Raw genomic sequence first — 22,075 nt, 5'->3', positions numbered from 1 at the left:
TACTCCGATGAATTTCTCCCAATTCTTCATTTCACGGCCGATCTTCGCAGCGGTGCTGTCGCTGCTGATCCTGATCGCCGGTGCCATCTCGCTGTTCCAGTTGCCGATCAGCGAATACCCGGAAGTGGTGCCACCGACCGTGGTGGTCCGTGCCAACTTCCCGGGCGCCAACCCTAAAGTCATCGGTGAAACCGTGGCCGCTCCTCTGGAGCAAGCCATCACTGGCGTCGAGAACATGCTGTACATGTCCTCGCAATCCACCGCTGACGGCAAGATCACCCTGACCATCACCTTCGCCCTGGGCACCGACCTGGACAACGCGCAGGTGCAGGTGCAGAACCGCGTGACCCGGTCCGAGCCCAAGCTTCCCGAGGAAGTGACGCGCATCGGTATCACCGTCGACAAGGCATCGCCCGACCTGACCATGGTTGTGCACTTGACCTCGCCGGACAAACGCTACGACATGCTTTACCTGTCCAACTACGCCTTGCTCAACATCAAGGATGAGCTGGCGCGTCTGGGCGGTGTCGGTGATGTGCAGCTGTTCGGCATGGGCGATTACTCGCTGCGGGTGTGGCTCGATCCGAACAAGACCGCTTCGCGCAACCTGACCGCCACCGATGTGGTCACCGCGATTCGTGAACAGAACCGTCAAGTGGCGGCCGGTGCCCTGGGTGCTCCGCCTGCGCCGAATGCCACCGCGTTCCAGCTGTCGGTCAACACTCAAGGCCGTCTGGTGTCCGAGGAAGAGTTCGAGAACATCATCATTCGCTCTGGCGAAAATGGTGAAATCACTCGCCTCAAAGACATTGCTCGCGTCGAGCTTGGCTCTAGCCAGTACGCCCTGCGCTCCTTGCTGAACAACCAGCCGGCGGTGGCGATCCCGATCTTCCAGCGCCCAGGCTCCAACGCGATCCAGATCTCCAACGACGTTCGGGCGAAAATGGCCGAGCTGAAGAAGAACTTCCCGGAAGGCATGGACTTCAGCATCGTCTATGACCCGACGATCTTCGTGCGCGGTTCCATCGAGGCGGTGGTTCACACCCTCTTCGAAGCGCTGATCCTGGTTGTGCTGGTGGTGATCCTGTTCCTGCAAACCTGGCGCGCCTCGATCATCCCGTTGGTGGCGGTGCCGGTTTCGCTGATCGGTACGTTTGCCGTGATGCACCTGTTCGGCTTCTCGCTGAACGCCCTGTCGCTGTTCGGACTGGTATTGGCCATCGGTATCGTGGTCGACGATGCGATTGTGGTGGTGGAGAACGTCGAGCGAAACATCGGGCTCGGGTTAACCCCCGTGGAAGCCACCAAGCGTGCGATGCGTGAAGTGACCGGTCCGATCATCGCGACGGCGCTGGTGCTGTGTGCGGTGTTCATCCCGGCCGCGTTCATCTCCGGCTTGACCGGTCAGTTCTACAAACAGTTCGCCCTGACGATTGCGATTTCGACCGTGATCTCGGCCTTCAACTCGCTGACCTTGTCGCCAGCACTGGCTGCCGTGTTGCTCAAGAGCCATGACGCGCCGAAAGATCGTTTCTCCAAGGTGCTGGACAAGATCTTCGGTGGCTGGCTGTTCCGTCCGTTCAACCGCTTCTTTGACAAGGCCAGCCATGGCTATGTCGGCACCGTGGGCCGGGTTATCCGCAGCAGCGGTATCGCCCTGCTGCTGTACGCAGGCTTGATGGTGCTGACCTTCTTCGGTTTCTCCAACACACCGACCGGTTTCGTACCTGGCCAGGACAAGCAATACCTGGTGGCGTTCGCACAACTGCCGGATGCCGCGAGCCTGGACCGTACCGAAGACGTGATCAAGCGCATGTCCGACCTGGCCCTGAAACAGCCTGGCGTGGAAAGCGCGGTGGCCTTCCCCGGCCTGTCGATCAACGGTTTCACCAACAGCCCGAACGCCGGCATCGTGTTCGTCACCCTGAAGCCTTTCGACGAGCGTAAAGACCCGAGCATGTCCGCCGGTGCGATTGCCGGTGCATTGAACGGCCAGTACGCCGGGATTCAGGAAGCCTATATGGCGATCTTCCCGCCACCGCCGGTACAAGGCCTGGGGACCATTGGTGGTTTCCGCCTGCAGATCGAAGACCGGGGCAACCTGGGCTATGACGAGCTGTACAAAGAAACCATGAACATCATCGCCAAGAGCCACAGCGTGCCGGAACTGGCCGGTCTGTTCACCAGTTACACCGTGAACGTGCCGCAGGTCGATGCCGCCATCGACCGGGAAAAAGCCAAGACCCACGGCGTGGCCGTCAGCGACATCTTCGACACCCTGCAGATCTACCTGGGTTCGCTGTATGCCAACGACTTCAACCGCTTCGGTCGCACCTATCAGGTCAACGTTCAGGCCGAGCAACAGTTCCGCCTCGAATCGGACCAGATCGGTCAGCTGAAAGTGCGTAACAACCGCGGCGAGATGATCCCGTTGGCGACCTTCATCAAGGTCAGCGACACCTCCGGGCCAGACCGCGTGATGCACTACAACGGCTTCATCACCGCTGAAATCAACGGTGCGGCGGCCCCAGGCTACAGCTCCGGCCAAGCCCAGAAAGCTATCGAGAAACTGCTCAAGGATGAACTTCCGAACGGCATGACCTACGAGTGGACCGACCTGACCTACCAGCAGATTTTGTCCGGCAACACCGCGCTGTTCGTGTTCCCGCTCTGCGTACTGCTGGCGTTCCTGGTGCTCGCGGCTCAATACGAAAGCTGGAGCTTGCCACTGGCGGTGATCCTGATCGTACCGATGACCCTGCTGTCGGCCATTACCGGGGTGATTGCCTCGGGCGGCGACAACAACATCTTTACCCAGATCGGCTTGATCGTACTGGTGGGACTGGCCTGTAAGAACGCGATTCTGATCGTCGAGTTTGCCAAGGATAAGCAGGAAGAAGGTCTCGGCCCGCTGGCAGCGGTACTGGAAGCTTGCCGCCTGCGTCTGCGGCCGATCCTGATGACCTCCTTCGCGTTCATCATGGGTGTTGTGCCACTGGTTTTCTCCAGCGGTGCCGGTGCCGAAATGCGTCATGCCATGGGTGTGGCGGTGTTCTCCGGGATGCTCGGGGTGACCTTCTTCGGTCTGTTGCTGACGCCGGTGTTCTACGTACTGATTCGCAACTTTGTGGAGCGCGGTGAGCAACGCAAAGCGGCCAAGGCACTGAAATTGGAAAAGCAACTGGAGGCGCAACAATGAGCCTGAAAGCCTTCCTGCCGAGCCTGCTGGTACTGGCGCTGAGCGCCTGTGCCGTCGGCCCGGACTATAAAACCCCAGCCACCGAGGCGGCCAACATCACGGCCGCCAACGATGGCAGCGCCGGTCAGAAGAACTTTGACCGGGCCCGTTTCGAAGGCATCTGGTGGCAGCAATTCGACGATCCGACCCTCAATCAGTTGGTGAAGCAATCCTTGCAGGGCAACCGTGATTTGCGTGTGGCTTTTGCCCGCTGGAAAGCGGCCCGGGCGATTCGCGATGACGCCAGCAATGACGCCATGCCGACCATCACCAGCCGCGCGAGCAGCGATCTGGCCAAAGGGCAGATTCCGGGTCAGACCACCAAACGGGTCAACAGCGAACGCTATGACCTGGGTCTGGACATGGCCTGGGAACTGGACCTGTTCGGTCGCATCCAGCGCAACCTGGAATCCAGCGACGCTGAACAGCAAGCGGTCGAAGCCGATCTCTACCAACTGCAAGTCACCATGATTGCCGAACTGGTGGACGCCTATGGCCAACTGCGCGGCGCGCAACTGCGGGAAAAGATCGCCCTGGCCAACCTGAACAACCAGCAGGAGTCACGCAAGATCACCGAAAGCCTACGTGACGCCGGTGTTGGCGATCAGCTGGACGTGGTTCGTGCCGATGCGCGCCTGGCGTCTGTCGAAGCCAGCGTGCCGCAACTGCAAGCCGAACAGGTTCGTCAGCGCAACCGCATCGCCACCCTGCTGGGTGAACGTCCGGACAAACTGACCGTCGACCTGAGTCCAAAAGACTTGCCGGCGATCGCCAAGGCCCTGCCCATCGGTGATCCGGGTGAACTGCTGCAACGTCGTCCGGACATCCGCAGCGCCGAACGCAAATTGGCGGCTGCCACCGCGCGTATCGGCGTGGCCAAGGCTGATTTGTTCCCTCGGGTGAGCCTCAGCGGTTTTCTCGGCTGGACTGCCGGGCGCGGTTCGCAAATCGGCTCGTCGGCGGCCAATGCCTGGGCACTGGGCCCGAGCATTACCTGGGCGGCGTTCGACCTGGGCAGCGTGCGGGCCCGTTTGCGCGGCGCCGATGCTGAAGCCGAGGGCGCCCTGGCGACCTATGAGCAGCACGTATTGCTGGCACTGGAAGAATCGGAGAACGCCTTCAGTGATTACGGCAAACGCCAGCAGCGCCTGATTTCGCTGATTCGTCAAAGCGAATCAAGCCGCGCCGCTGCGGACCTCGCCGAAATTCGCTACCGCGAAGGCACCGTGGACTTCCTCGTCCTGCTCGATGCTCAGCGTGAGCGTCTGGCAGCCGAAGACACCCAGGCCCAGGCCGAAGTCGATTTGTATCGCGGCATCGTCGCGATCTACAAAGCCCTCGGCGGCGGCTGGCAGCCAGAGACTGTCGCCAGCAAGTAATGCTGTAAAGAGCCCCTTTGGTTGGCCGCAACCCAACCAATTTTTTGCCCCGCGCCTCATTCGGTCGCGGGGCTTTTTTTTGTCAGTCTGTAGGAGCGAGGCTTAGTGAGTGGCCTGTGAATCCCGGTTTTCAATGACTGTGACGGTGGCCGTGGTCCCGGCACGCAGGCGGTTTTTGGCGATATAGTCAGCGTCGATCTGAATCCGCACCGGCACTCGTTGCGCCAGTTTGACCCAGGTATAGCTGGGGTTGATGTTGGCCAGCAGGCGACTGCCGGGGGAGTTCTCACGGTCGGCGATAGCAAAGGCGATGCTTTGTACGGTGCCGCCGAAAGTCTCGCCGCTCATCAACTCGATCCTGACCCGATCACCCTCCTCGATTCGCGGCAACTTGGTTTCTTCGAAGTAGCCACTAACATAAAAGGATTGACTGTCAACCAATGCCAACAGCGCACCGCCACCACTAGCGAAGTCACCCTCGCGGGTCAGCAGATTCGTCACATAGCCACTGACCGGCGCCACCACCCGGGTTCGTTGTAAATCCAGCTCGGCCTGGGTCAAGGCGGCAATAGCCAGCTGCACATTGGCTTGCGCCAAGCCAAGGTTGGCCTGGTTTCTCAACAGGTCCGCCTGAGCTACCGCCACTTCGGTACTGGACTTTTCCCACTCTTCGCCGGAGATCGCGAAACGCTGCTTGAGCGTCCTTCGCCTCTGCTCTTCGCTCTGGCGTTGTTTGAGTAAGGCCTCACTGGAAATGATTGATGCCTTCGACTGGCCCTCAGTGGCTTTCGCCACTTCGACTGAGCGCTTCGCGTGTTCGACCGCCAGTGCGTAGCGCGCCGGGTCGATTTCCAGCAGCAACTGGCCCTTCTGCACATGCTGGTTGTCCTGCACCTGCAAGCTAATGATGCGTCCCGAGACCTCCGCTGATAGCGTCACCACATCGGCACGCACTCGCGCATCACGGGTCCAGGGTGATCGAGTGTAATGATCCCAAGCAAACCAACCGAGCAGCACCGCCAACCCGACCACGGCTAAAGTCACCAGTTGTGCAACGGTTTTCTTCAGACTCATGAGATACCCATCACCAAAATCACCACCGCACACACGCAAGCGTAGACGGTCATTTTCACTGAGATTTGAATATTTTCAGATAGGTTGTAATGGGCAACACGCCTGATCGAAGCGGTCGCGTCGTCTTCTTCCGTTACGCCGCTCTTCAAAGGCATGAAAGATGACAAGGAGCCTATGGAGCCGCCAATCCTCGACGGCAGTCCAAGGGCCTGGCCCGAATTGAATGTGCCGGCAAAACCGACGGACGGCCCCATATGGCAGCGTACGGCGTGCGCCATGGATTAATCTTTAGGTATTGGAAGTCTCAACCTCGGATGCTGGCTGATATGTTTGATACACCCAAGCCACAACAGAACCATCTTCTGGCGGCCCTTCCCGCACAATCGAGGGAGCGCTTGCTGCCCTACTTCGAACTGATCACCCTGCCGCTCGGCAAGGTACTCTACGAATCCGGGGATGTCCTGCGGCACGTCTACTTCCCCACCGACGCCATCGTGTCCTTACTGTATGTGATGGAAAACGGCGCATCGGCGGAAATTTCAGTGGTAGGCAATGAAGGCTTGATCGGCATCGCCGTCTTCATGGGCGGTGAAAGCACACCAAGCCGGGCGATCGTACAGAGCGCCGGGCATGCCTTTCGGTTACCCAGCCAGCGACTCAAGGATGAGTTCAATCGCCACGGGGAGATGCTCCTGCTGATGTTGCGCTACACCCAGGCGTTGATCACCCAAATGGCGCAGACCGCCGCGTGCAACCGCCACCACTCGATCGATCAACAATTGTGCCGCTGGTTGCTGCTGTCTCTCGATCGCCTGCAAGACAATCAACTGATCATGACCCAGGAGTTGATCGCCAACATGCTCGGCGTACGCCGTGAAGGCGTGACCGATGCCGCTGGCAAGCTGCAACGCCTGGGCGTCATCGAATACAGCCGTGGCCATATCAAGGTGCTGGACAGGGCCGCACTTGAGCAACTGAGTTGCGAGTGCTACGCCGTCGTCAGAAAAGAAACCGAGCGCCTGCTGCCCTATGTTCCGTTAAAACCGTCTTGCTGACCCGCACCTGCGTGTTCTAGCGAACAGACCACCCCGACGGCGTCCCTCACACTCCAGCTATGAGACGGTTCAACACTCGCCCTTCCCGAGTCCACCGTCTTCACTGGAGTCATCATGCTATCCACGCTTGAGTTGCGTCACATCATCGAGTCAGCACTCCGTCCCCTGTCCTGCGAGTGCCGAGTCGATCAAAGCGGATCACTGCAGGCTCTGATATTCGAGCCTGTCTCTGGTCGAGTAGAGCTGTTGGTTACGGGAATTAGTACAGCCGGCCTCAATTGCAATCGAGCGATAGGCAAGCTCATAGCTGAAATTCAGGAGGACCTCGAAACGACTCATGGGCAGAGGCCAACGCTCAGGATTGGGTAGAGGCTGAACGAGAAATCCCGGCGCATTGGCGGGCATTTTTTATCTGGTGGTGGAGTACACGACATACCTGATGAGCGTTGGATCAAAGCGGGAACCGCGAGTAAAGGGACGTGAACCCGATGATGGATGTGGACCACAACCGAAACACCCGCGACGCGCTGAGTCCCCTTTACCTCACCAAGAGACCATCATGACCAGCAAACTCGACCAGCAATGCATCGATACCCTACGCTTCCTCTCGCTCGACATGGTGCAAAAAGCCGATAGCGGCCACCCCGGTCTGCCGCTCGGTGCCGCGCCGACGGCCTATGTGTTGTGGACGCGCCAAGGCGCTGCTGGCACGGCTTTAGGCTACTGACTCAGCGCTCCATCCAACGCGCCAAACGTGACCTGACGCGAGGAGGCAAGCGGGTACGATTGTAGGCATCGGCGGCCTTGCGGATCGCCTCCGCCTGCGTGGGATAGGCATGGATCACCAGGGCCAATGTGCGCAAGCCGACGCCCGCCACCATGGCCAGGGTGATTTCGTTGATCATGTCGCCGGCATGGCGAGCGACGATGGTGGCACCGAGAATCTGGTCCGTGCGCTCCCTGACGTGGATTTTCACGAAACCCTCCTCCTCGCTGTCAGTGACTGCACGATCGACCTGATGCATGGGAATGGTGAAGGTTTTCACCGGAATATCCCGACGGTTGGCCTCACGCACATACAAACCGACGTGAGCAATCTCCGGATCGGTGTAGGTACACCAGGGGATTACCAGCCGGCTCATCCGCTCGCGACCGCGCAGCAGGGCGTTCTGCACGACAATGCGGGCTGAAGCCAGGGCGGTATGGGTGTACTTGTGCTCAAGGCAGACATCCCCGGCAGCGTAGATAAGCGGATTGCTGGTGCGCAGGAAGTCATCGACACGGATTCCCTCACTGGCGTCGTAGTCGACACCGGCGGCTTCCAGGTTCAGGCCCTGGACATTCGGCGAGAGGCCGATGCCGGCGAGGATCGCATCGACGGCAACCGTACTGCGGTAATCGTCGCTGACCAGCTCGACCAGTTTCTGCCCACCCTCTACGCGCACGGCAACGACCTGGGTGTTCAGACGGACCTCGATGCCGTCGCGAGCGAAGGCATCCGAGAGCAGTTGCGCGGCGTCCCGTTCCTCGTTGCCGAGGAACAGCGGCATGTCTTGCACGATGGTGGTTTGTGCGCCAAGCCGGGAGAAGGCCTGGGCCAGTTCACAGCCAAGGGGGCCACCACCAATCACCAGCAGGCGGCGCGGCAACTCGGTCAGATCGAAAACGTTTTCATTGGTTAGGTAACCGGCTTGCGCGAGACCGGGAATCAGCGGGATATTCGGGGCCGCGCCAGTCGCAATCAAGGCTTTGCGAAAGCGCAGGGTCTGCCCATCGACGGTCAGCGAATCAGCCCCCGTGAAGCGCACTTCGCCGAAGAACATATCCACGCCAATTGCGCTCAATCGTGCCGCCGAATCGCCGCCGCTGAGGCGACTGCGGATACGCCGTACGCGCGCCATCGCGGCAGCGAAGTCGACCTGAATGTCGCTCGGCACTTGCGCGCCATAGTGCCGGGCATCGCGCATTTCGGCATACAACTGCGCCGTCCGGATAATCACCTTCGACGGTACACAACCATTGTTCAGACAATCGCCGCCGATCAACCTGCATTCAATCAGCGCCACCCTGGCGCCGAGCGCTACAGCGGTTTTCGCGGCGCCCAGACCCGCAGGCCCCGCACCGACTATCACCAAGTGGTAGCGCTCGGCAGCGTGCGGATTGACCCAGCGCGGCGGATGCACACTGGCCAGGCGTTGACGCTCATAAGCATCCTGCGGCGTGGTGATCGACCCATCGTAGTCTTGCGCCATCAGCCTGCTCCCGCAAATGGCGGTTGCTGCAACCAGCCGCCGTGGAACCCGGCGCGCTGCAAACCGTCGCGGATGTAGGGGCAGGCGCGCATCAGCTCCCAAATCCGTTGACTACGATGGTTCTCGATCATCATCAGTACGATGCCCTGATCGAGCCCATAGTGCCCTGGGGACACCCAGGCGCGTCCGTTGGCATCGGCGAGGCTCGGATTGAAGCTGCTGGAAAAGCGCCCTTCGACGCACATTTCCGGGTAGCGTTCCATCATATGCCGCACCGCGTCGAGGACAATTTCCGGCGCAAACGGCAACGACGCCACCACCGAGGGGGCGCACAGTGTGCCGTCATCCGGCCCGTACGGTACGCCACGAGCGGCATAACCGAACAATCGCCGCGGCTCATTGGACAGCTGCGGCTGCTCATCGCTCGGCCCATCGCAAGCGGACAGGCCCCAGCAGTTTTCGGCATAGCCGGCGAACTCTTGTGGGTTACGCCGCGCGTACTCACGCTGGATGTAAGCGGCGCGTCGGCTGTTCTGGAAGTAGTCCGAGCACTTCTCACGCATGAAACCATCGTGGATGCCGCGAAAATCTATCCATGCATGGGAGAAATGGTGGACAAACAGCGGCCCGGCATAGAGATAGTCATGGTCGTAGAGGTTTTCCCACTGATAGGTGGAGGTCCATGCCCGGTAGCAGTCGCCCACGATTGCACAGCTTGGCGAGCCGAGCGCCAACACATACAGCAGGATGGCCTCGCTGTAGCCCTCCCAGCCGTAATGCAGGAACCCGCATTCGGGTTTCCAACCCTGCCTTATCGTCTCACCGCTGTCCTGTGCCCAGCGCCAGTCGATGCGCCGATAAAGAAAGTCGGCCAGGCCCCGCAACTCGTTCTCGTCGGCGGTATCCGCGCAAAAATACAGGCTTGCCGTCAACACGCCGGCGATCAGCAAAGCGGTGTCGATCATCGACAGCTCCGAGCGCCAAACCCGCACACCCGTATGGATATCAAGGAAGTGATAATAAAACCCTTTATATCCTGTCGCCGCAGGGCTACCGCTTTGATCGCTGGCCTGGAAGAAACGCAGCGCGGCGAGACTGAACCGCAGCGCGTCGGTCCGTGTCAGCCAGCCCCGATCTACGGCCAGCGGATACACTGACAGGGCGAATCCGACCACCGCGATACTGACGGGCGAACCGGGACGCGAGGTATCGGCCACCAGTCCGTTAAGCGGATTCAATGTCTGCAGGAAATAACCCAAGGCGGCACGCTGCAGGCGATCGAAAAGCGCTTCATCGGCGAGAATGGACTGTAGTGTCCGCGAACGGCGCTCAACCCTGTTCATCGGCAGGACCGAAGAGGCTTATGAGCGCCTGCTCTGAAAGAAACTGACCGCCAGCAAAATCAGCGCCACGATCAACAGGACATGAATGAAGCCGCCCAGGCTGTACGACGTTACCAGCCCAAGTAACCACAGGACGATCAGGACGACCACGATTGTTTGTAGCATGACGATTCTCCGATTGTGATCCAGGACTTTCTGAACACCTCCAGATTGAACGCATCGGCAACGTAGTTCTGTGCGCCAGCGTACCCATTAGAGAACAAGCTCAAGACGATGCGCACATCCGTCCAGCGGCACGCGAACGGCCCCTTGCTCGCAGGTTTGCGGTACACCGTCGAGCAGCGCCTGCTCGAGGTCCCGGCAACGTCGTCCCGCCGACTTCAGGCTGATCGTGTAGTCGCTGCCGTCCAGCCTCAGACGGGCTTCAAAACCTGGCCAATGACGCGGGATGCAGGGATCGACAACGAGAAACGCCCCCTCGCGGCGCAACCCCAGAATCCCCTCCACGCCGGCGCGGTACATCCAGCCGGCCGAGCCGGTGTACCAGGTCCAGCCACCCCGGCCGATGTGCGGCGCAACGGAATAGACATCCGCGGCGATCACATAAGGTTCGACCTTGTAGCGCTCCACCTGCTGCGGCGTGCGCGCATGGTTGATCGGATTGAGCAGCGCGAACAGCTCGACGGCCTTGTCGCCCTCCCCGAGTCGGGTCAACGCCAGGATCGTCCACATCGCCGCATGGCTGTACTGCCCGCCATTCTCGCGCAGGCCTGGCGGGTAGCCTTTGATATAGCCGGGGTCGAGCGAAGTGTGCGCGAACGGGGGTGCGAACAGTAACGCCAGGTTGTCGTCGCGGCGGATCAGCAGACGCTCCAGCGAGGCCATCGCCAGCCTCGCGCGGGCGGGATCGGCGCCACCTGAGAGTACCGCCCAGGACTGCGCAATGGAGTCGATCCGACATTCCTCGCACGCCGCCGAGCCGAGCCACGTACCATCGTCGAACGTCGCCCGGCGATACCAGTCGCCATCCCAGGCCTCACGCTCCAGCGCTTTGCGCAGCAACCCCGCATGCGCCCGCCACCGCTTGGCACGCTGATCGTCGCGGCCGTCGGCCAAAGGCGCAAAACTGTTCAAGGTGCTCAACAGCAACCAGCCGAGCCAGACACTCTCGCCCTGCCCGCCCGCGCCAACCCGGTTCATACCGTCGTTCCAGTCGCCGCTGCCGATCAGCGGCATGCCGTGGGCACCGGTCAGCGTCAGACACTGGTCGAGACCGCGGGCGCAATGTTCGAACAGCGAAGCCGATTCGTCCGCGGGCATCGGCTGGAAGAACGCGTCGCTTTCGCTGGGATGCAACTGCCGCCCTTCGATGAACGGCACGCTCTCGTCCAGCACCCCGGCATCCCCGGAAGACGTGACATAGGTGGCGCAGGCGAAGGCCAGCCAGACACGATCATCGGAAATCCGCGTACGGACCCCCTGCCCCGAATGCGGTAACCACCAGTGCTGCACATCGCCCTCGACGAACTGCCGGGCGGCAGCAAGCAGCAGATGAGACCGGGTTTGCGCTGGGTGTGCGAATGCCAGTGCCATGCAGTCTTGCAACTGGTCGCGGAAACCATAGGCACCGCTGGCCTGGTAGAACGCCGAACGAGCCCAGATGCGGCAAGCCAGAGTCTGGTAGAGCAGCCAACCGTTAAGCAGGATATCCAGGGCGCGGTCGGGCGTGCGTACCTGCACTGCACCGAGCACTTCGTCCCAGTGCCGTTTGACCGCTGCAAGTACCTCGTCCAGGTCACGCTCGCGGTAACGCAGAACCATCTCCCGGGCAGCATCGGTCGATACGGCCTGACCCAGCAAAACCAGCACCTCGACAGACTCGCCGGGGGCCAGCTCGACGACGCACTGCAGCGCCGCGCATGGGTCCAGACCGGCACCGCAGGCCGCGGACAACGGAGCTCTACCGAGCAGCGCCCGAGGCGCCGCCGGCCCGCCATGGCGACCGAGGAATTCGCGGCGGTCGGCGGTCCAGGCGCTTTGCCGGCCGCCGAGATCAGCAAATGCCACACGGCCCGGGAAGGCGATACTCCATGGGTTGTGCGCCAGCAGCATGCCGCTGGCGGCGTCGATCTCCGTTTGGATGAACGGCCCGTTGGTCCCGCGCGAGGTGCCGAGCACCCATTCCACATAGGCCGTCACCGACAGTTGACGTGGCCGCCCGGACAGATTGCGCAGGGTCAGTCGGGAAATTTTCAATGAGTCGTCCAGCGGCACATACTGCAGCAATTGCGTGTGAATGCCGTGTGCCGAATGGTTGAAGCGGCTGTAGCCGAAGCCGTGCGCAGCGCGGTAGACGCCGTCGTCGCGGATCGGCTGCGCGGTAGGGCTCCAAAGCTGGTGACTCTCCTCGTCGCGGATATACAGCGCCTCGCCCCCCGGGTCAGCGACCGGGTCATTGGACCAGGGGGTGAGTTGGTTTTCACGGCTGTTCTCGGCCCAAGTGTAGCCACTGCCGTGCTCCGAGACCTGGAAGCCGAACGCCGGGTTAGCGATCACGTTGATCCACGGCGCGGGCGTCGTCTGGTCGCGCTCAAGCGTGATCAGGTATTCCCGCCCGTTGCGATCAAAGCCGCCCAGGCCATTGAAAAACTCCAGGCCGTCATCCCCGACCGGTGCCTCCGGCAACGGCCACACTGGCATTGACGGAGGCTGGCGGGCGGCAAGCCAGTTGCGCGGCGCAGGCCTTGGCAGGCGCGCGAGCTGGTCTGCAATGGAACCACGATGGGCGATCAACTCGACTCGCGCCACGGCCTGCAGCAACGCCCGTGTTTCTACGGTCATGAGGTCGGTGCGCAATGTGTAGACCGCACCGCGCCTGCGCTCCTCGCCAAAGTGCAGGCGAGACTGAGTGCTGCGTACTGCGGTTTCTATCGCCTCCTGCAGGTCCTGCACATAGGACGACGCCCGTTCGTTGAGGATGACCAGGTCGACGTGCAGGCCCTTTATCCGCCAGTATTCACGGGCACGCAGCAACTGACGGACCTGGGCGAGGTCCTCGACCTCGTCGATGCGCAAGAGAACCAACGGCAGATCACCAGAAATCCCCAGCGGCCATAGCCCCGACTGGCACCCCGCCCCTCGTATGATGGCCGGCGCCGAAGCGCGAAAACGTGGGTCAACATAGAGAATCGGCGCGGCCAGGCGCTGGAAGTCCGCCGCCTCCTCGGAGTCGATGCCAAGGTCGCGCAATTGCACCTGGGCCTGGGTCCAGGCCAGGGTCTTGGCGCGCTCGAAGGCATTGCGTTCATGGTGCTTGTCGATCAGATCCAGTAATTCCTCTCGCGAGCTTGCGACCACCGTCCAGAAGGCTACCCGCGCAACTTTGCCGGGCCCAACCCGCAGACGTTGACGCAAGGAAAAGATCGGATCGAGGACCGTCCCCTGGCTGTTCGACAGCGCCCGATGCCCGGTGATCGCCAGCGCCTCGCGCACGCTACGGTTGCGGCCAAGGAAACGCGCGCGGTCGGACTCGTATTGCGGATCAGCGATCAGCTCACCTTCCACCACCACGAAGTGCGCCGCCCATACCGGCGTTTCCTCCGGTCCACGCGGGCGGCGAGTGGCGACCAGTGCCGTGAACTCGGCAAGGTATTCAGTCTGCACGAACATTCGCGAGAACACTGGATGCGCGCTGTCAGCGGCCCGAGTCGCCAGGACCACCTCGGCATAGGAGGTCAGTTCGATGTCGCGTGGCCTGCGCCCGTTGTTGACCAGCGAAACTCGCCGCACTTCGCCGTTGTCCTCGCCGGACACCAGTACTTCCAGGCTGGTGACCAGCGAGCCTTGGCGATGAATGAACTCGGCCTGATCCTCGTGGAACAGTACCTCGCCGTTTTCCACGTCGCGGCCACTGGGCTGCAGCGTCGCCGACCAGGCTTCCCCACTCTGGGTGTCACGCAGGAAGATGAAGCTGCCCCAGTCATCGCGGGTGGCATCCTCACGCCAGCGCGTCACGTCGATATCCCCCCAGCGACTGTAACCGCCGCCTGCCGAGGTGAGCATCAGCGCGTAGCGGCCATTGGAGAGCAGATGGGTGATCGGCGCGCCGCCGCCTCCCGCATCGATGCGCCGCAGGGTTTCGCTGCGGCCCTCGGTCGCGGAAACCGTCACCTCTTCGGCTCGTGGATGCGCCAACAGTACGTCCCGTGGCACGCGCTCCTGCAGTAGCAAATCGCAGGCCTGAATCATCGGCTCGCGGTGGAAACGGCAGCGCATCCTGCCATCGTGCAAGGCATTGGCGATGGCAACGATGGTCATGCCCTGATGGTGGGCCATAAAGCAGCGAACGATCGCCACATTCTCGTCATCCGGCAGCCGTGAGCGGGTGAAGTCCAGCGCCTCGTAGAAACCATAGCGGCCCTGCGCGCCCATCCCGGCCAGCCGCTCGTAATTGCGGCGCGCCGCCTGCGGATCGATCATCGCCGCCAGACCGGTCGCATAAGGCGCGACCACCACGTTCTCGGACAGCCCGCGCTTGAGGCCAAGCCCGGGCACACCGAAATTGGAGTACTGGTAGGTGAATTCCAGGTCGCGGGCGTTGTAGGCGGACTCCGAGATCCCCCAGGGGATGCCCAACGAACGGCCGTAGGCTTCCTGTAACGCCACCACCAGACGAGTACTCTGTTCCAGCAGGCTGCCAGCCGGCGCGCGCATCACCAGCGACGGCATCAGATATTCAAACATCGAGCCGGACCAGGAGATCAGCGCCGAGCCGCCGGGGACCGGCGTTGCGATGCGTCCGAGGCGGAACCAGTGAGGTGTCGGGACATCCCCCTTGGCAATGGCGAACAGGCTGGCCAGTCGTGCTTCCGAGGCGAGCAGGTCATAGCAGCTCGGATCGAGGCGATTATCGGTCTGGGAGTAGCCGATCGACAGCAGCTTTCGTTCGGGGTCGAGCAGGAAGCTGAAGTCCATAGCTCCGGCCATCGCCCGGGCCATATCGGCGAGCGCTTGCAAGCGCGGCGCCAATGTAGACCGCGCCTCGTCCGGCAACATGCGGTCGCGCAGGTGTTCAGCCACTGCCTTGCGCAGCGCTTCGACCCAGAACAGCAGGTCATCACCCTCGCCGACCGGAACGACCCTGACGGCCACCTTGGCGGCCTTTTCGGTCAGCCGCTTCAGACTCGGCAACAGTCCGTCGAATGCTTGCAGCCCCGCCAAGTGGACGCGGACTTCCTCCAGATCGTCGCGCAGTTGCCGCAGCGGCTCGCCACCCGCGCCCGACAGCCCGGCGATGGCCTCCTGGACCAGCCACAGGTCGTCCATCAGGCCGCGACAGGCCTCCTGCGCCAACGGGCTTTCCCGCCACTCATCGCAAGCGTTGGCGAGCACGATCAGGTGCCCGGCGAAGTTACCACTATCGACCGACGACACGTAGGCCGGATGCAAGGCTCGCAGGTCTTGGGTCGCATACCAGTTGAAAAAATGCCCGCGGTAGCGCGGCAGCTTCTCCAGGGTTGCCATGGTCGCTTCCAGGCGCTCGAGCGTCTCAATGCTGCCGGCCCAGCCAAAGTCGCGGGCAGCGACTGCCGAGAGCAGATAGAGCCCGATGTTAGTCGGCGAGGTGCGATGTGCGAGTACCGGTTTGGGCTGTTCCTGGAAATTGTCCGGCGGCAGCAGGTTATCCTCCGCTGTAACGAAGGTTTCGAAGAAACGCCAAGTGTGTCGTGCGGTCAAGCGCAGGGCATGCGCGTCCAGCGGCGAAGCCGTGCGCTGGCGGGCGACCTTCGATGGCCGGCTGCTCAGCAGAGCCAGCGCCGGCGCCGCCAACCAGAGCAACGCTAGTGGCCCGACTAACGGCCAGGAGCTGGGCGCGAAGGCCAGCCCGGCGGCGCTCATCAGCAGCGCAAGCGCGGTGCCACCAGCCATCTGCCGGTAACTGCCGCGCAGGTCTGGCAAAGGGCAGCTGGACGCCTGCGCAGCGGTGGTCCATTCGAGCAGGTGATCGTGGCTGGAGAACATCCGCACCAAGGTGCGCCCAATAGCGTCACCCATGCGCCATGCAAGGTCCGCCAAAAAGGCCAGCGAGAGCACAATCTGCAGAGCCGCGCGACGCAGGTCGGCACCTAACATGCCGAAGTGATTGCGCAGACGGATGCCGCGCCGCTGCGGCAGCAGGGAGCAGACGGTTGGCAGCAGGGCCGGAATCATCAGGGTCGCCAGCACGAACAGTGTAGCGAGCAGCGCCAGCGGCAACGGCAGCCACCAGCAGAACACCAGACTGGCCAGGGCGAAGGGCGCGAACAACGAGCGACGCAGGTTGTCGAGCATCTTGCAGCGGCCGATCGGCGGTACCGCCTGAGCCCCCGTCCAGTGCCCGAATACCCAAGGAAGCAATTGCCAGTCGCCGCGCGTCCAGCGGTGCAGACGTTTGGCGGTGACATCGAAGCGCACCGGGGATTCTTCGATCACTTCGACATCCGAGGCCAGGCCGGCGCGGGCGAAGATGCCCTCGAATAGATCATGACTGAGCAGCCGGTTGTCGCCGACCCGGCCACCGAGCGCGGCTTCGAAGGCATCCACATCATAGATACCCTTACCGGTGTAGGAACCTTCGCCGAAGAGGTCCTGGTAAACATCCGAAACCGCCGCCGCGTAGGGATCTATGCCGCCGGGACCGGAGAACACCTGCTGGTAAAAGGAGCCCTCGCCGCCCAGCGGCAGAGAGGGCGTGACCCGTGGCTGGAGGATCGCGTAGCCGCTGACAATGCGCTTCAGCGCGGCGTCGAAACGTGGGTGGTTCAATGGGTGAGCCATCTTGCCAATCAGCCGCAGCGCCGCCTCCCGCGGCAGGCGGGTATCGGCGTCAAGGGTGATCACGTAGCGCACCCCGGCCGGCACTTTCGGTGCCTCGCCGAAGATGGACATGAAACTCGTCTCGCCATCCCCACGCAACAGGCGGTTTAGCTCGTGCAGTTTGCCGCGCTTGCGTTCCCAGCCCATCCAGCACTGCTCGCGGGCATTGAACAAGCGCCGCCGACAGAGCAAGAAGAAGCGCTGGCCGCCGGGCCCAGGCCCATAGCGGCGATTCAGCTGTTCGATCGCCTCGGTTGCTACCGTCAGCAAATGCGCATCGCTGTCGAGCTCCTCTTGCTGCGCATCGACGCCATCGGCCAGCAAGGCAAAGGCCAGATCGCCGCCGATGCCCGCCAAATGGTGGACCTCCAGTCGCTCGATCTGCTCCAACAGATCGGCTTCGCTGGTCAACAGCGTCGGCACAGCGATCAGCGTACGTAGCGCCTGCGGCACGCCGGCGGACAACTCCAACCCCGGCAGAGTAATGGCGCCGAAACTCCAGGTGACTATGCGATTGACCAGCGCCGTGGCCACCTCGGTGACCGGCACGCACATCGACAGCAGGAACAACAGGATCCAGCCAACAGCCACGGACGGCACCGCCAAGGCCCAGGCCATTAGCGCCAGTAGCAGCGTGGTCAGCAAGAAAATGCTGCCAACATAGCCGCCGATGCCCAGGCGAATGTTGAAGCGGCTGATGCGCAAGCGCAGAGGTGCGCGAAAGCCCATGGCCCGCTCCAGCGCCGGGCGTCCCTCGGCGATCAGGTGGTAGCCAGGATCGCTCGCTCGCTCGCCCCACTCCTCGCCCTGCTCGGCGCTCTCGGCCAGGCGGGCGGCCTCCAAGGCCCGGTCGGCGACCTCCAGTTCCGAGAGAGCCGAGCCACGCGCTAGTTGCTCGATGGCGCTGCGGTACAGGTTGCGCGTCGGGAAGTCCATAAGGGCAAACGCACTGCCCGCGCGCAAGCGCGCATCGACCAGGCTGACACTTTCAAACAGCTTGGCCCAGTCAATATCGGAAATCAGCCGCATGCTGGTGATGATGTTGCGCACCGTGACATTGGAGGCACCCTGGCGTTGCTGGGCGTGCTGCACCACCTCCTCGACGCAAACACCCTGTGCTTGCAGACGTTCGTCCAGCCAGCCCAGCGCCGGGGTCGTACGCGGATCCTGGTCGCGCAGGCGTTTAGCGAGTTGAGCGGCGAACAGCTCGGGCAACCGCCCGAGCGGACGCGCGGCGATATCTGCCAGCGCCGAACGGGCGCTGGCAGGTACGAGCAAACGATCGGCCAGTTCGTCGGCGTCCGCGCGGGCCATACGACCGTCGTCGATCTGCTCGGCGAGTCGGCGCAGGTTCTCGATCAGGACGATACGCAGGGTGATCGCCACAGCCCACAACTCACCGATGGTCAGCGGCTGGACCCGCTGGTACGCATCAATGAAACACCGCAGCATGTCGAGGTCGAGATGACTGTCGGTATGCGCAACGAAGGCCCAAGCCAGGCCAAAGACCCGCGGGTAGCCAGCGAACGGTCCCTCGGCGAGCTTCGGCAACTGGCGGTAGTAGCCAGGTGGCAGATCATCGCGAATTTCCCGGATCTGTTCCTCGACGATATGGTAGTTGTCCAGCAGCCATTCGGCGGCGGGCACCACGCTGTGGCCGCTCTCAAGCTCTGCGGCGCTCGCTCGGTAGGCGGCGAGCAGGACCGAAGCGTTGTCGTCGAGGCGTACATGCAAGGGAAGCACAGTGGGCGGCCTGGGTGTCACCTGCTGGGCGATGGCCAGACTCTCGGCATGTTGCTCAAGTCGCTCGATACCGAAAAGCGTCTCCCGTACCGGCGCATGGTCACTCCAGGGGGGGGATAGAACGCGCTGCCCAAGTGCCCGGCGGAAGATTGAATGCATAAATAACGTTCCGAGACACGCATCGGTCTCATTAGCAAGCTAGGTAGCGAACCTCAGACAAGGCGGCAAGGGGCTCGAAACAGCAACATGCCGCTGTTCAGCCAAGCCCGGCGCCAGTCAATCAAAGTCGCCCCATTAGCAGCAGCACGATGACGATGATCACCACAATGCCCAACCCACCGCTTGGCCCGTATCCCCAGCTCCTGCTATGCGGCCAACTCGGGAACGCACCGATCAACAGCAGGATGAGAATAATTAACAGGATTGTGCCCAAGCTCATGGCTATCTCCTCGGACGCATGAAGAAACTGGCTGGTTGACTATCGCTCAAAGCGCGTCCAGCAATCTGACAGAGCCGAGATTGAATGTATTCACAGGCACGAGTCTGTACGCCAACGCACAGAGTCCGCTCAGAAGCTGATGCGCGGTTCAACGTTAATGACCCCAGTTGAAATTACAGCTCAGGCGCCCATCACCAGAATCAACGTTGCGCATACGCAGGCATACAACGCGCCTTCGAACAGGGCTTCATGCCAGACAAAACGCAGTACCCCAATGCGGCGCAAGATCCAGTCCAACAGCAGAAAAATCGGCAAGGCCAGCAACAGGGCCTGGGCGATTGGCGGCAAATAGACGCCCCCCACTTCCAGATCAATGGGCAAGGGCTGGCACTCCTTCCTTGTCTGCGGGTTGGAAGTATTTACGATGACGCTCCAGAAACGACACCACGATCAACAACGCCACGCGCATCCTGAATACCGACCACAGGTGTTCATGTACGTCTAGATGCAAGTCGTCCATTTCATCGCCCAAGACATGCAAGCTTCCGAGCAACTGCTCAAGGTCAACCCCGGGTCGCCCGGCGATCAATCGCCCTGTCTCTCGGACAGCCGCCAGCAAACGGTTCTGTTGTTGCGTACTCAACAACGTATTGCTTTGCCCCTGTTGCCTGAGCTGGTTCAAAGCCACCCCCAGTGCCATGCACCCGAGGCTGACTTCGAACAGCTCGCGGGAATGTTTTTCGTTGGTCGCCGGCAACAGTCCCAGCATCATGGTCAGGCGATCGACCATGCGGCTTTCAAACGCAAATTGCTGTTCATCGGTGGCCGGCGTCTTCAACAAAGCGTAGACCTGCTCGCAGCTTTCATTGAACAGCCGGCGCATTCGCAAATCGGGCCTGAACGGGAAGATCAAGGCGTACACGCTGAGCGCCATCGCGGCTGCACTGATATACGCACCGGCAAACTCGAACCATTGAATGGCACTGTTTTGTCCGATTCCGACATTTTGCGGGCCCAGCAACAGCAAGGTGGTCAGTCCCAGGCCAATACCCGTGCCGGTGGTTGGCGGGCTGGCCAGCCCCACCGCGACGGCATACAGCAATGGGGCCAGCAGCAAAGCGAGTAACTCGAAATCACTGATCATCGGCATCAGCATGAACAGATAGAGCGCCGACACCACCAAGGCCAGACCCAGCCCCCTGGCAAAGCTTTGACTGGCCAGCAACGGTCGCGGAAAAGTCGCCATCAGCGAACAGAGAATCCCCACCACGATCATCCCGCCACGTGCCCCATCCCAAGCGGTCTCGATCCAGATCAGACCGGCCACCAGCAACGCGGTAAATGCCCGGATTGCGTTCATTGCCGCCAACGTGAAGTCCAGATGCAACGGGTTTTCCTGGCCGCGGAACACGCAACTGGCTTCACGTCCGTCCTGGATCGCGTCACTCAGTTCCAGAATCTGCCCCAGTTGCTCCAACATCCGCGCCTGCTCCCAGCGCAATGCCCAGGCCAGTGAGCGCAGGGTGGCAGGCATCGTCTCAGTGAGTTGTTCGGCCTTGTAGGCCTGGTCATCGAAGCGCTGTTGCAGCGCGCCGAAATGGTGCCGCGCCTCGTTCGACAATGAGCGCCCTTGCACGGCCAATTCATCGAGAAACGCCAGTTCCTCGGAACGCAAATGTTGTATTTCTTCCGGCAACGCGCCTATCCAGCGCTCGGTGAGCAGTTGCCGCTGGTGACGCAATGCCGTCAGCCGCGAAGTCAGCAGCACCAGTTGATTGCCGAGCAACTGCACCAGGCTATCGGCACTGCGCAACCGTGGCGCATCGAAGTACAAATGCCGACGCAGCCCTTCAAGGGCGCTGATCTCACCCAACAATTGCATTTGCCGCTGGTGGAAATCGGCCTCGCTTTCCTCGGTTCGAATGACCGCTGCCGCGTGAGTCGCGAGCAGCTTGATCACTTGATCGATCTTGGCGAAGTAACCCCGGGCCACCGCCTCCGGTCGCGCGGTCAGAAGACTGACGACACACACGCAGGCCACCGCCAATAATGTTTCAGTCACGCGGGTGACGGCCAGCAGGAACGTGCCCTCCTGGTCGGGTTGCGCCAGCAATGCCACCACCACCGCCGTGTAACCGCTCAGGACAAACGCCTGGGAACTGGTGTAGCGCAACAAGGTGCCACCGGCGGTACACAGCGCCAGCCATAAGGCCAGGGTGATGATGAAGGGCAGCGGCGCCTGGGGGAAAATGGCCATGATCAACACCGCGACTGCCGCGCCCAACGTGGTGCCAATGATCTGGCCGAAACTTCGGGCCAGGGCCATGCCGCCCAAAGGCTGACTGACAATGATCACCGCCATGATTGACCACTTGGGCTGGTCGAGGTCGAACACAAAGGCCAGATACAGCGTCAGCAACCCGGCCACGATGGTTCTCAGGGCAAACAGCAGCACCTCGCGTCCGGGGTTGAGAATCGCCTTGAAGTATTGAAGCAGCGGTTGCATGGGAGCGCTCATCGAGTCATCTCCTGCAAGCGTAGTCATTGCTTCCTTGCTACGACGAGTTTCAATGTCGACAAGACCTGTAGGCCATTTCGCCGATGGACACGCCTGCGCTGATAGAGCCTGTCGATCACTTCGTCAGCCAAAGCGATTGGACAGGATCCCCCCATGCCCCTAGGCTGAAATCGCTGCGC

14 protein-coding genes are annotated in these 22,075 nt (G+C 61.7%); 5 read left to right on the top strand and 9 right to left on the bottom strand.

All coding sequences use genetic code 11. The features are described from left to right. Positions 1–7: 7 nt before the first annotated feature. Positions 8–3,199, top strand: coding sequence for an efflux RND transporter permease subunit (locus tag PSH69_RS14690; protein WP_305412700.1), 3,192 nt, complete (start codon positions 8–10; stop codon positions 3,197–3,199). Beyond that, complete coding sequence (locus tag PSH69_RS14685) at positions 3,196–4,617, top strand: efflux transporter outer membrane subunit (protein ID WP_305412699.1); 1,422 nt, start codon at positions 3,196–3,198, stop codon at positions 4,615–4,617. The genes PSH69_RS14690 and PSH69_RS14685 overlap by 4 nt, the downstream gene beginning before the upstream one ends. Before the next feature lie 102 nt (positions 4,618–4,719). Here PSH69_RS14685 and PSH69_RS14680 read toward each other — a convergent pair whose 3' ends face one another. After that, the gene (locus PSH69_RS14680; RefSeq protein WP_370695244.1) at positions 4,720–5,691 is read right to left on the bottom strand and encodes an HlyD family efflux transporter periplasmic adaptor subunit; all 972 of its coding nucleotides are present in this window, start codon (positions 5,689–5,691) and stop codon (positions 4,720–4,722) included. Then, positions 5,688–5,969: a hypothetical protein gene (locus PSH69_RS14675; protein WP_105341810.1), complete on the bottom strand. Its 282-nt coding sequence runs from the start codon at positions 5,967–5,969 to the stop codon at positions 5,688–5,690. Before PSH69_RS14675 ends, PSH69_RS14680 begins: the two co-directional genes overlap by 4 nt. Before the next feature lie 48 nt (positions 5,970–6,017). On the opposite strand from PSH69_RS14675, the gene PSH69_RS14670 reads away from it, so the two are divergent. From PSH69_RS14670 to PSH69_RS14660, 3 genes are all read left to right on the top strand, one after another. Beyond that, positions 6,018–6,746, top strand: a complete 729-nt coding sequence (locus PSH69_RS14670; protein ID WP_105342226.1) for a Crp/Fnr family transcriptional regulator — start codon at positions 6,018–6,020, stop codon at positions 6,744–6,746. A 114-nt stretch (positions 6,747–6,860) separates the two neighbouring features. Next, on the top strand, positions 6,861–7,115 hold the full coding sequence (locus tag PSH69_RS14665) for a DUF1652 domain-containing protein (RefSeq protein ID WP_305412698.1): 255 nt from the start codon (positions 6,861–6,863) through the stop codon (positions 7,113–7,115). 190 nt (positions 7,116–7,305) lie between these two features. After that, on the top strand, positions 7,306–7,473 hold the full coding sequence (locus tag PSH69_RS14660; RefSeq protein ID WP_219847837.1) for a hypothetical protein: 168 nt from the start codon (positions 7,306–7,308) through the stop codon (positions 7,471–7,473). A gap of 1 nt (position 7,474) precedes the next feature. On the opposite strand, the gene PSH69_RS14655 is transcribed toward PSH69_RS14660, so the two are convergent. From PSH69_RS14655 to PSH69_RS14625, 7 genes are all read right to left on the bottom strand, one after another. Next, complete coding sequence (locus tag PSH69_RS14655) at positions 7,475–8,998, bottom strand: mercuric reductase (RefSeq protein WP_305412697.1); 1,524 nt, start codon at positions 8,996–8,998, stop codon at positions 7,475–7,477. Continuing rightward, positions 8,998–10,341, bottom strand: a complete 1,344-nt coding sequence (locus tag PSH69_RS14650) for a glucoamylase family protein (RefSeq protein ID WP_305412696.1) — start codon at positions 10,339–10,341, stop codon at positions 8,998–9,000. The genes PSH69_RS14655 and PSH69_RS14650 overlap by 1 nt, the downstream gene beginning before the upstream one ends. A gap of 18 nt (positions 10,342–10,359) precedes the next feature. Then, positions 10,360–10,506 (bottom strand): lmo0937 family membrane protein, encoded by a 147-nt coding sequence (locus tag PSH69_RS14645; protein WP_105341819.1) that lies wholly within the window; start codon positions 10,504–10,506, stop codon positions 10,360–10,362. An 87-nt stretch (positions 10,507–10,593) separates the two neighbouring features. After that, positions 10,594–19,098, bottom strand: a complete 8,505-nt coding sequence (locus PSH69_RS14640) for a GH36-type glycosyl hydrolase domain-containing protein (RefSeq protein WP_305412694.1) — start codon at positions 19,096–19,098, stop codon at positions 10,594–10,596. A gap of 121 nt (positions 19,099–19,219) precedes the next feature. Continuing rightward, complete coding sequence (locus PSH69_RS14635; RefSeq protein WP_105341824.1) at positions 19,220–19,378, bottom strand: DUF3309 family protein; 159 nt, start codon at positions 19,376–19,378, stop codon at positions 19,220–19,222. A gap of 180 nt (positions 19,379–19,558) precedes the next feature. Continuing rightward, positions 19,559–19,759 carry a DUF1656 domain-containing protein gene (locus tag PSH69_RS14630; protein WP_105341827.1) on the bottom strand — a complete coding sequence of 67 codons (201 nt, stop codon included), beginning with the start codon at positions 19,757–19,759 and terminating at the stop codon, positions 19,559–19,561. Further along, positions 19,749–21,896, bottom strand: coding sequence for an FUSC family protein (locus tag PSH69_RS14625; protein ID WP_305412691.1), 2,148 nt, complete (start codon positions 21,894–21,896; stop codon positions 19,749–19,751). Before PSH69_RS14625 ends, PSH69_RS14630 begins: the two co-directional genes overlap by 11 nt. Positions 21,897–22,075: the final 179 nt, after the last annotated feature.

Source organism: Pseudomonas sp. FP1740 (assembly GCF_030687165.1).
Classification (GTDB): Bacteria; Pseudomonadota; Gammaproteobacteria; order Pseudomonadales; family Pseudomonadaceae; genus Aquipseudomonas.
This window is presented reverse-complemented; position numbering and strand designations above follow the sequence as displayed.

Coding starts and splice junctions, on each gene's coding strand:
- PSH69_RS14690 (WP_305412700.1), top strand. CDS start 8: ATGAATTTCTCCCAATTCTTCATTTCACGGCCGATCTTCGCAGCGGTG.
- PSH69_RS14685 (WP_305412699.1), top strand. CDS start 3,196: ATGAGCCTGAAAGCCTTCCTGCCGAGCCTGCTGGTACTGGCGCTGAGC.
- PSH69_RS14680 (WP_370695244.1), bottom strand. CDS start 5,691: ATGAGTCTGAAGAAAACCGTTGCACAACTGGTGACTTTAGCCGTGGTC.
- PSH69_RS14675 (WP_105341810.1), bottom strand. CDS start 5,969: ATGGCGCACGCCGTACGCTGCCATATGGGGCCGTCCGTCGGTTTTGCC.
- PSH69_RS14670 (WP_105342226.1), top strand. CDS start 6,018: ATGTTTGATACACCCAAGCCACAACAGAACCATCTTCTGGCGGCCCTT.
- PSH69_RS14665 (WP_305412698.1), top strand. CDS start 6,861: ATGCTATCCACGCTTGAGTTGCGTCACATCATCGAGTCAGCACTCCGT.
- PSH69_RS14660 (WP_219847837.1), top strand. CDS start 7,306: ATGACCAGCAAACTCGACCAGCAATGCATCGATACCCTACGCTTCCTC.
- PSH69_RS14655 (WP_305412697.1), bottom strand. CDS start 8,998: ATGGCGCAAGACTACGATGGGTCGATCACCACGCCGCAGGATGCTTAT.
- PSH69_RS14650 (WP_305412696.1), bottom strand. CDS start 10,341: ATGAACAGGGTTGAGCGCCGTTCGCGGACACTACAGTCCATTCTCGCC.
- PSH69_RS14645 (WP_105341819.1), bottom strand. CDS start 10,506: ATGCTACAAACAATCGTGGTCGTCCTGATCGTCCTGTGGTTACTTGGG.
- PSH69_RS14640 (WP_305412694.1), bottom strand. CDS start 19,098: ATGCATTCAATCTTCCGCCGGGCACTTGGGCAGCGCGTTCTATCCCCC.
- PSH69_RS14635 (WP_105341824.1), bottom strand. CDS start 19,378: ATGAGCTTGGGCACAATCCTGTTAATTATTCTCATCCTGCTGTTGATC.
- PSH69_RS14625 (WP_305412691.1), bottom strand. CDS start 21,896: ATGAGCGCTCCCATGCAACCGCTGCTTCAATACTTCAAGGCGATTCTC.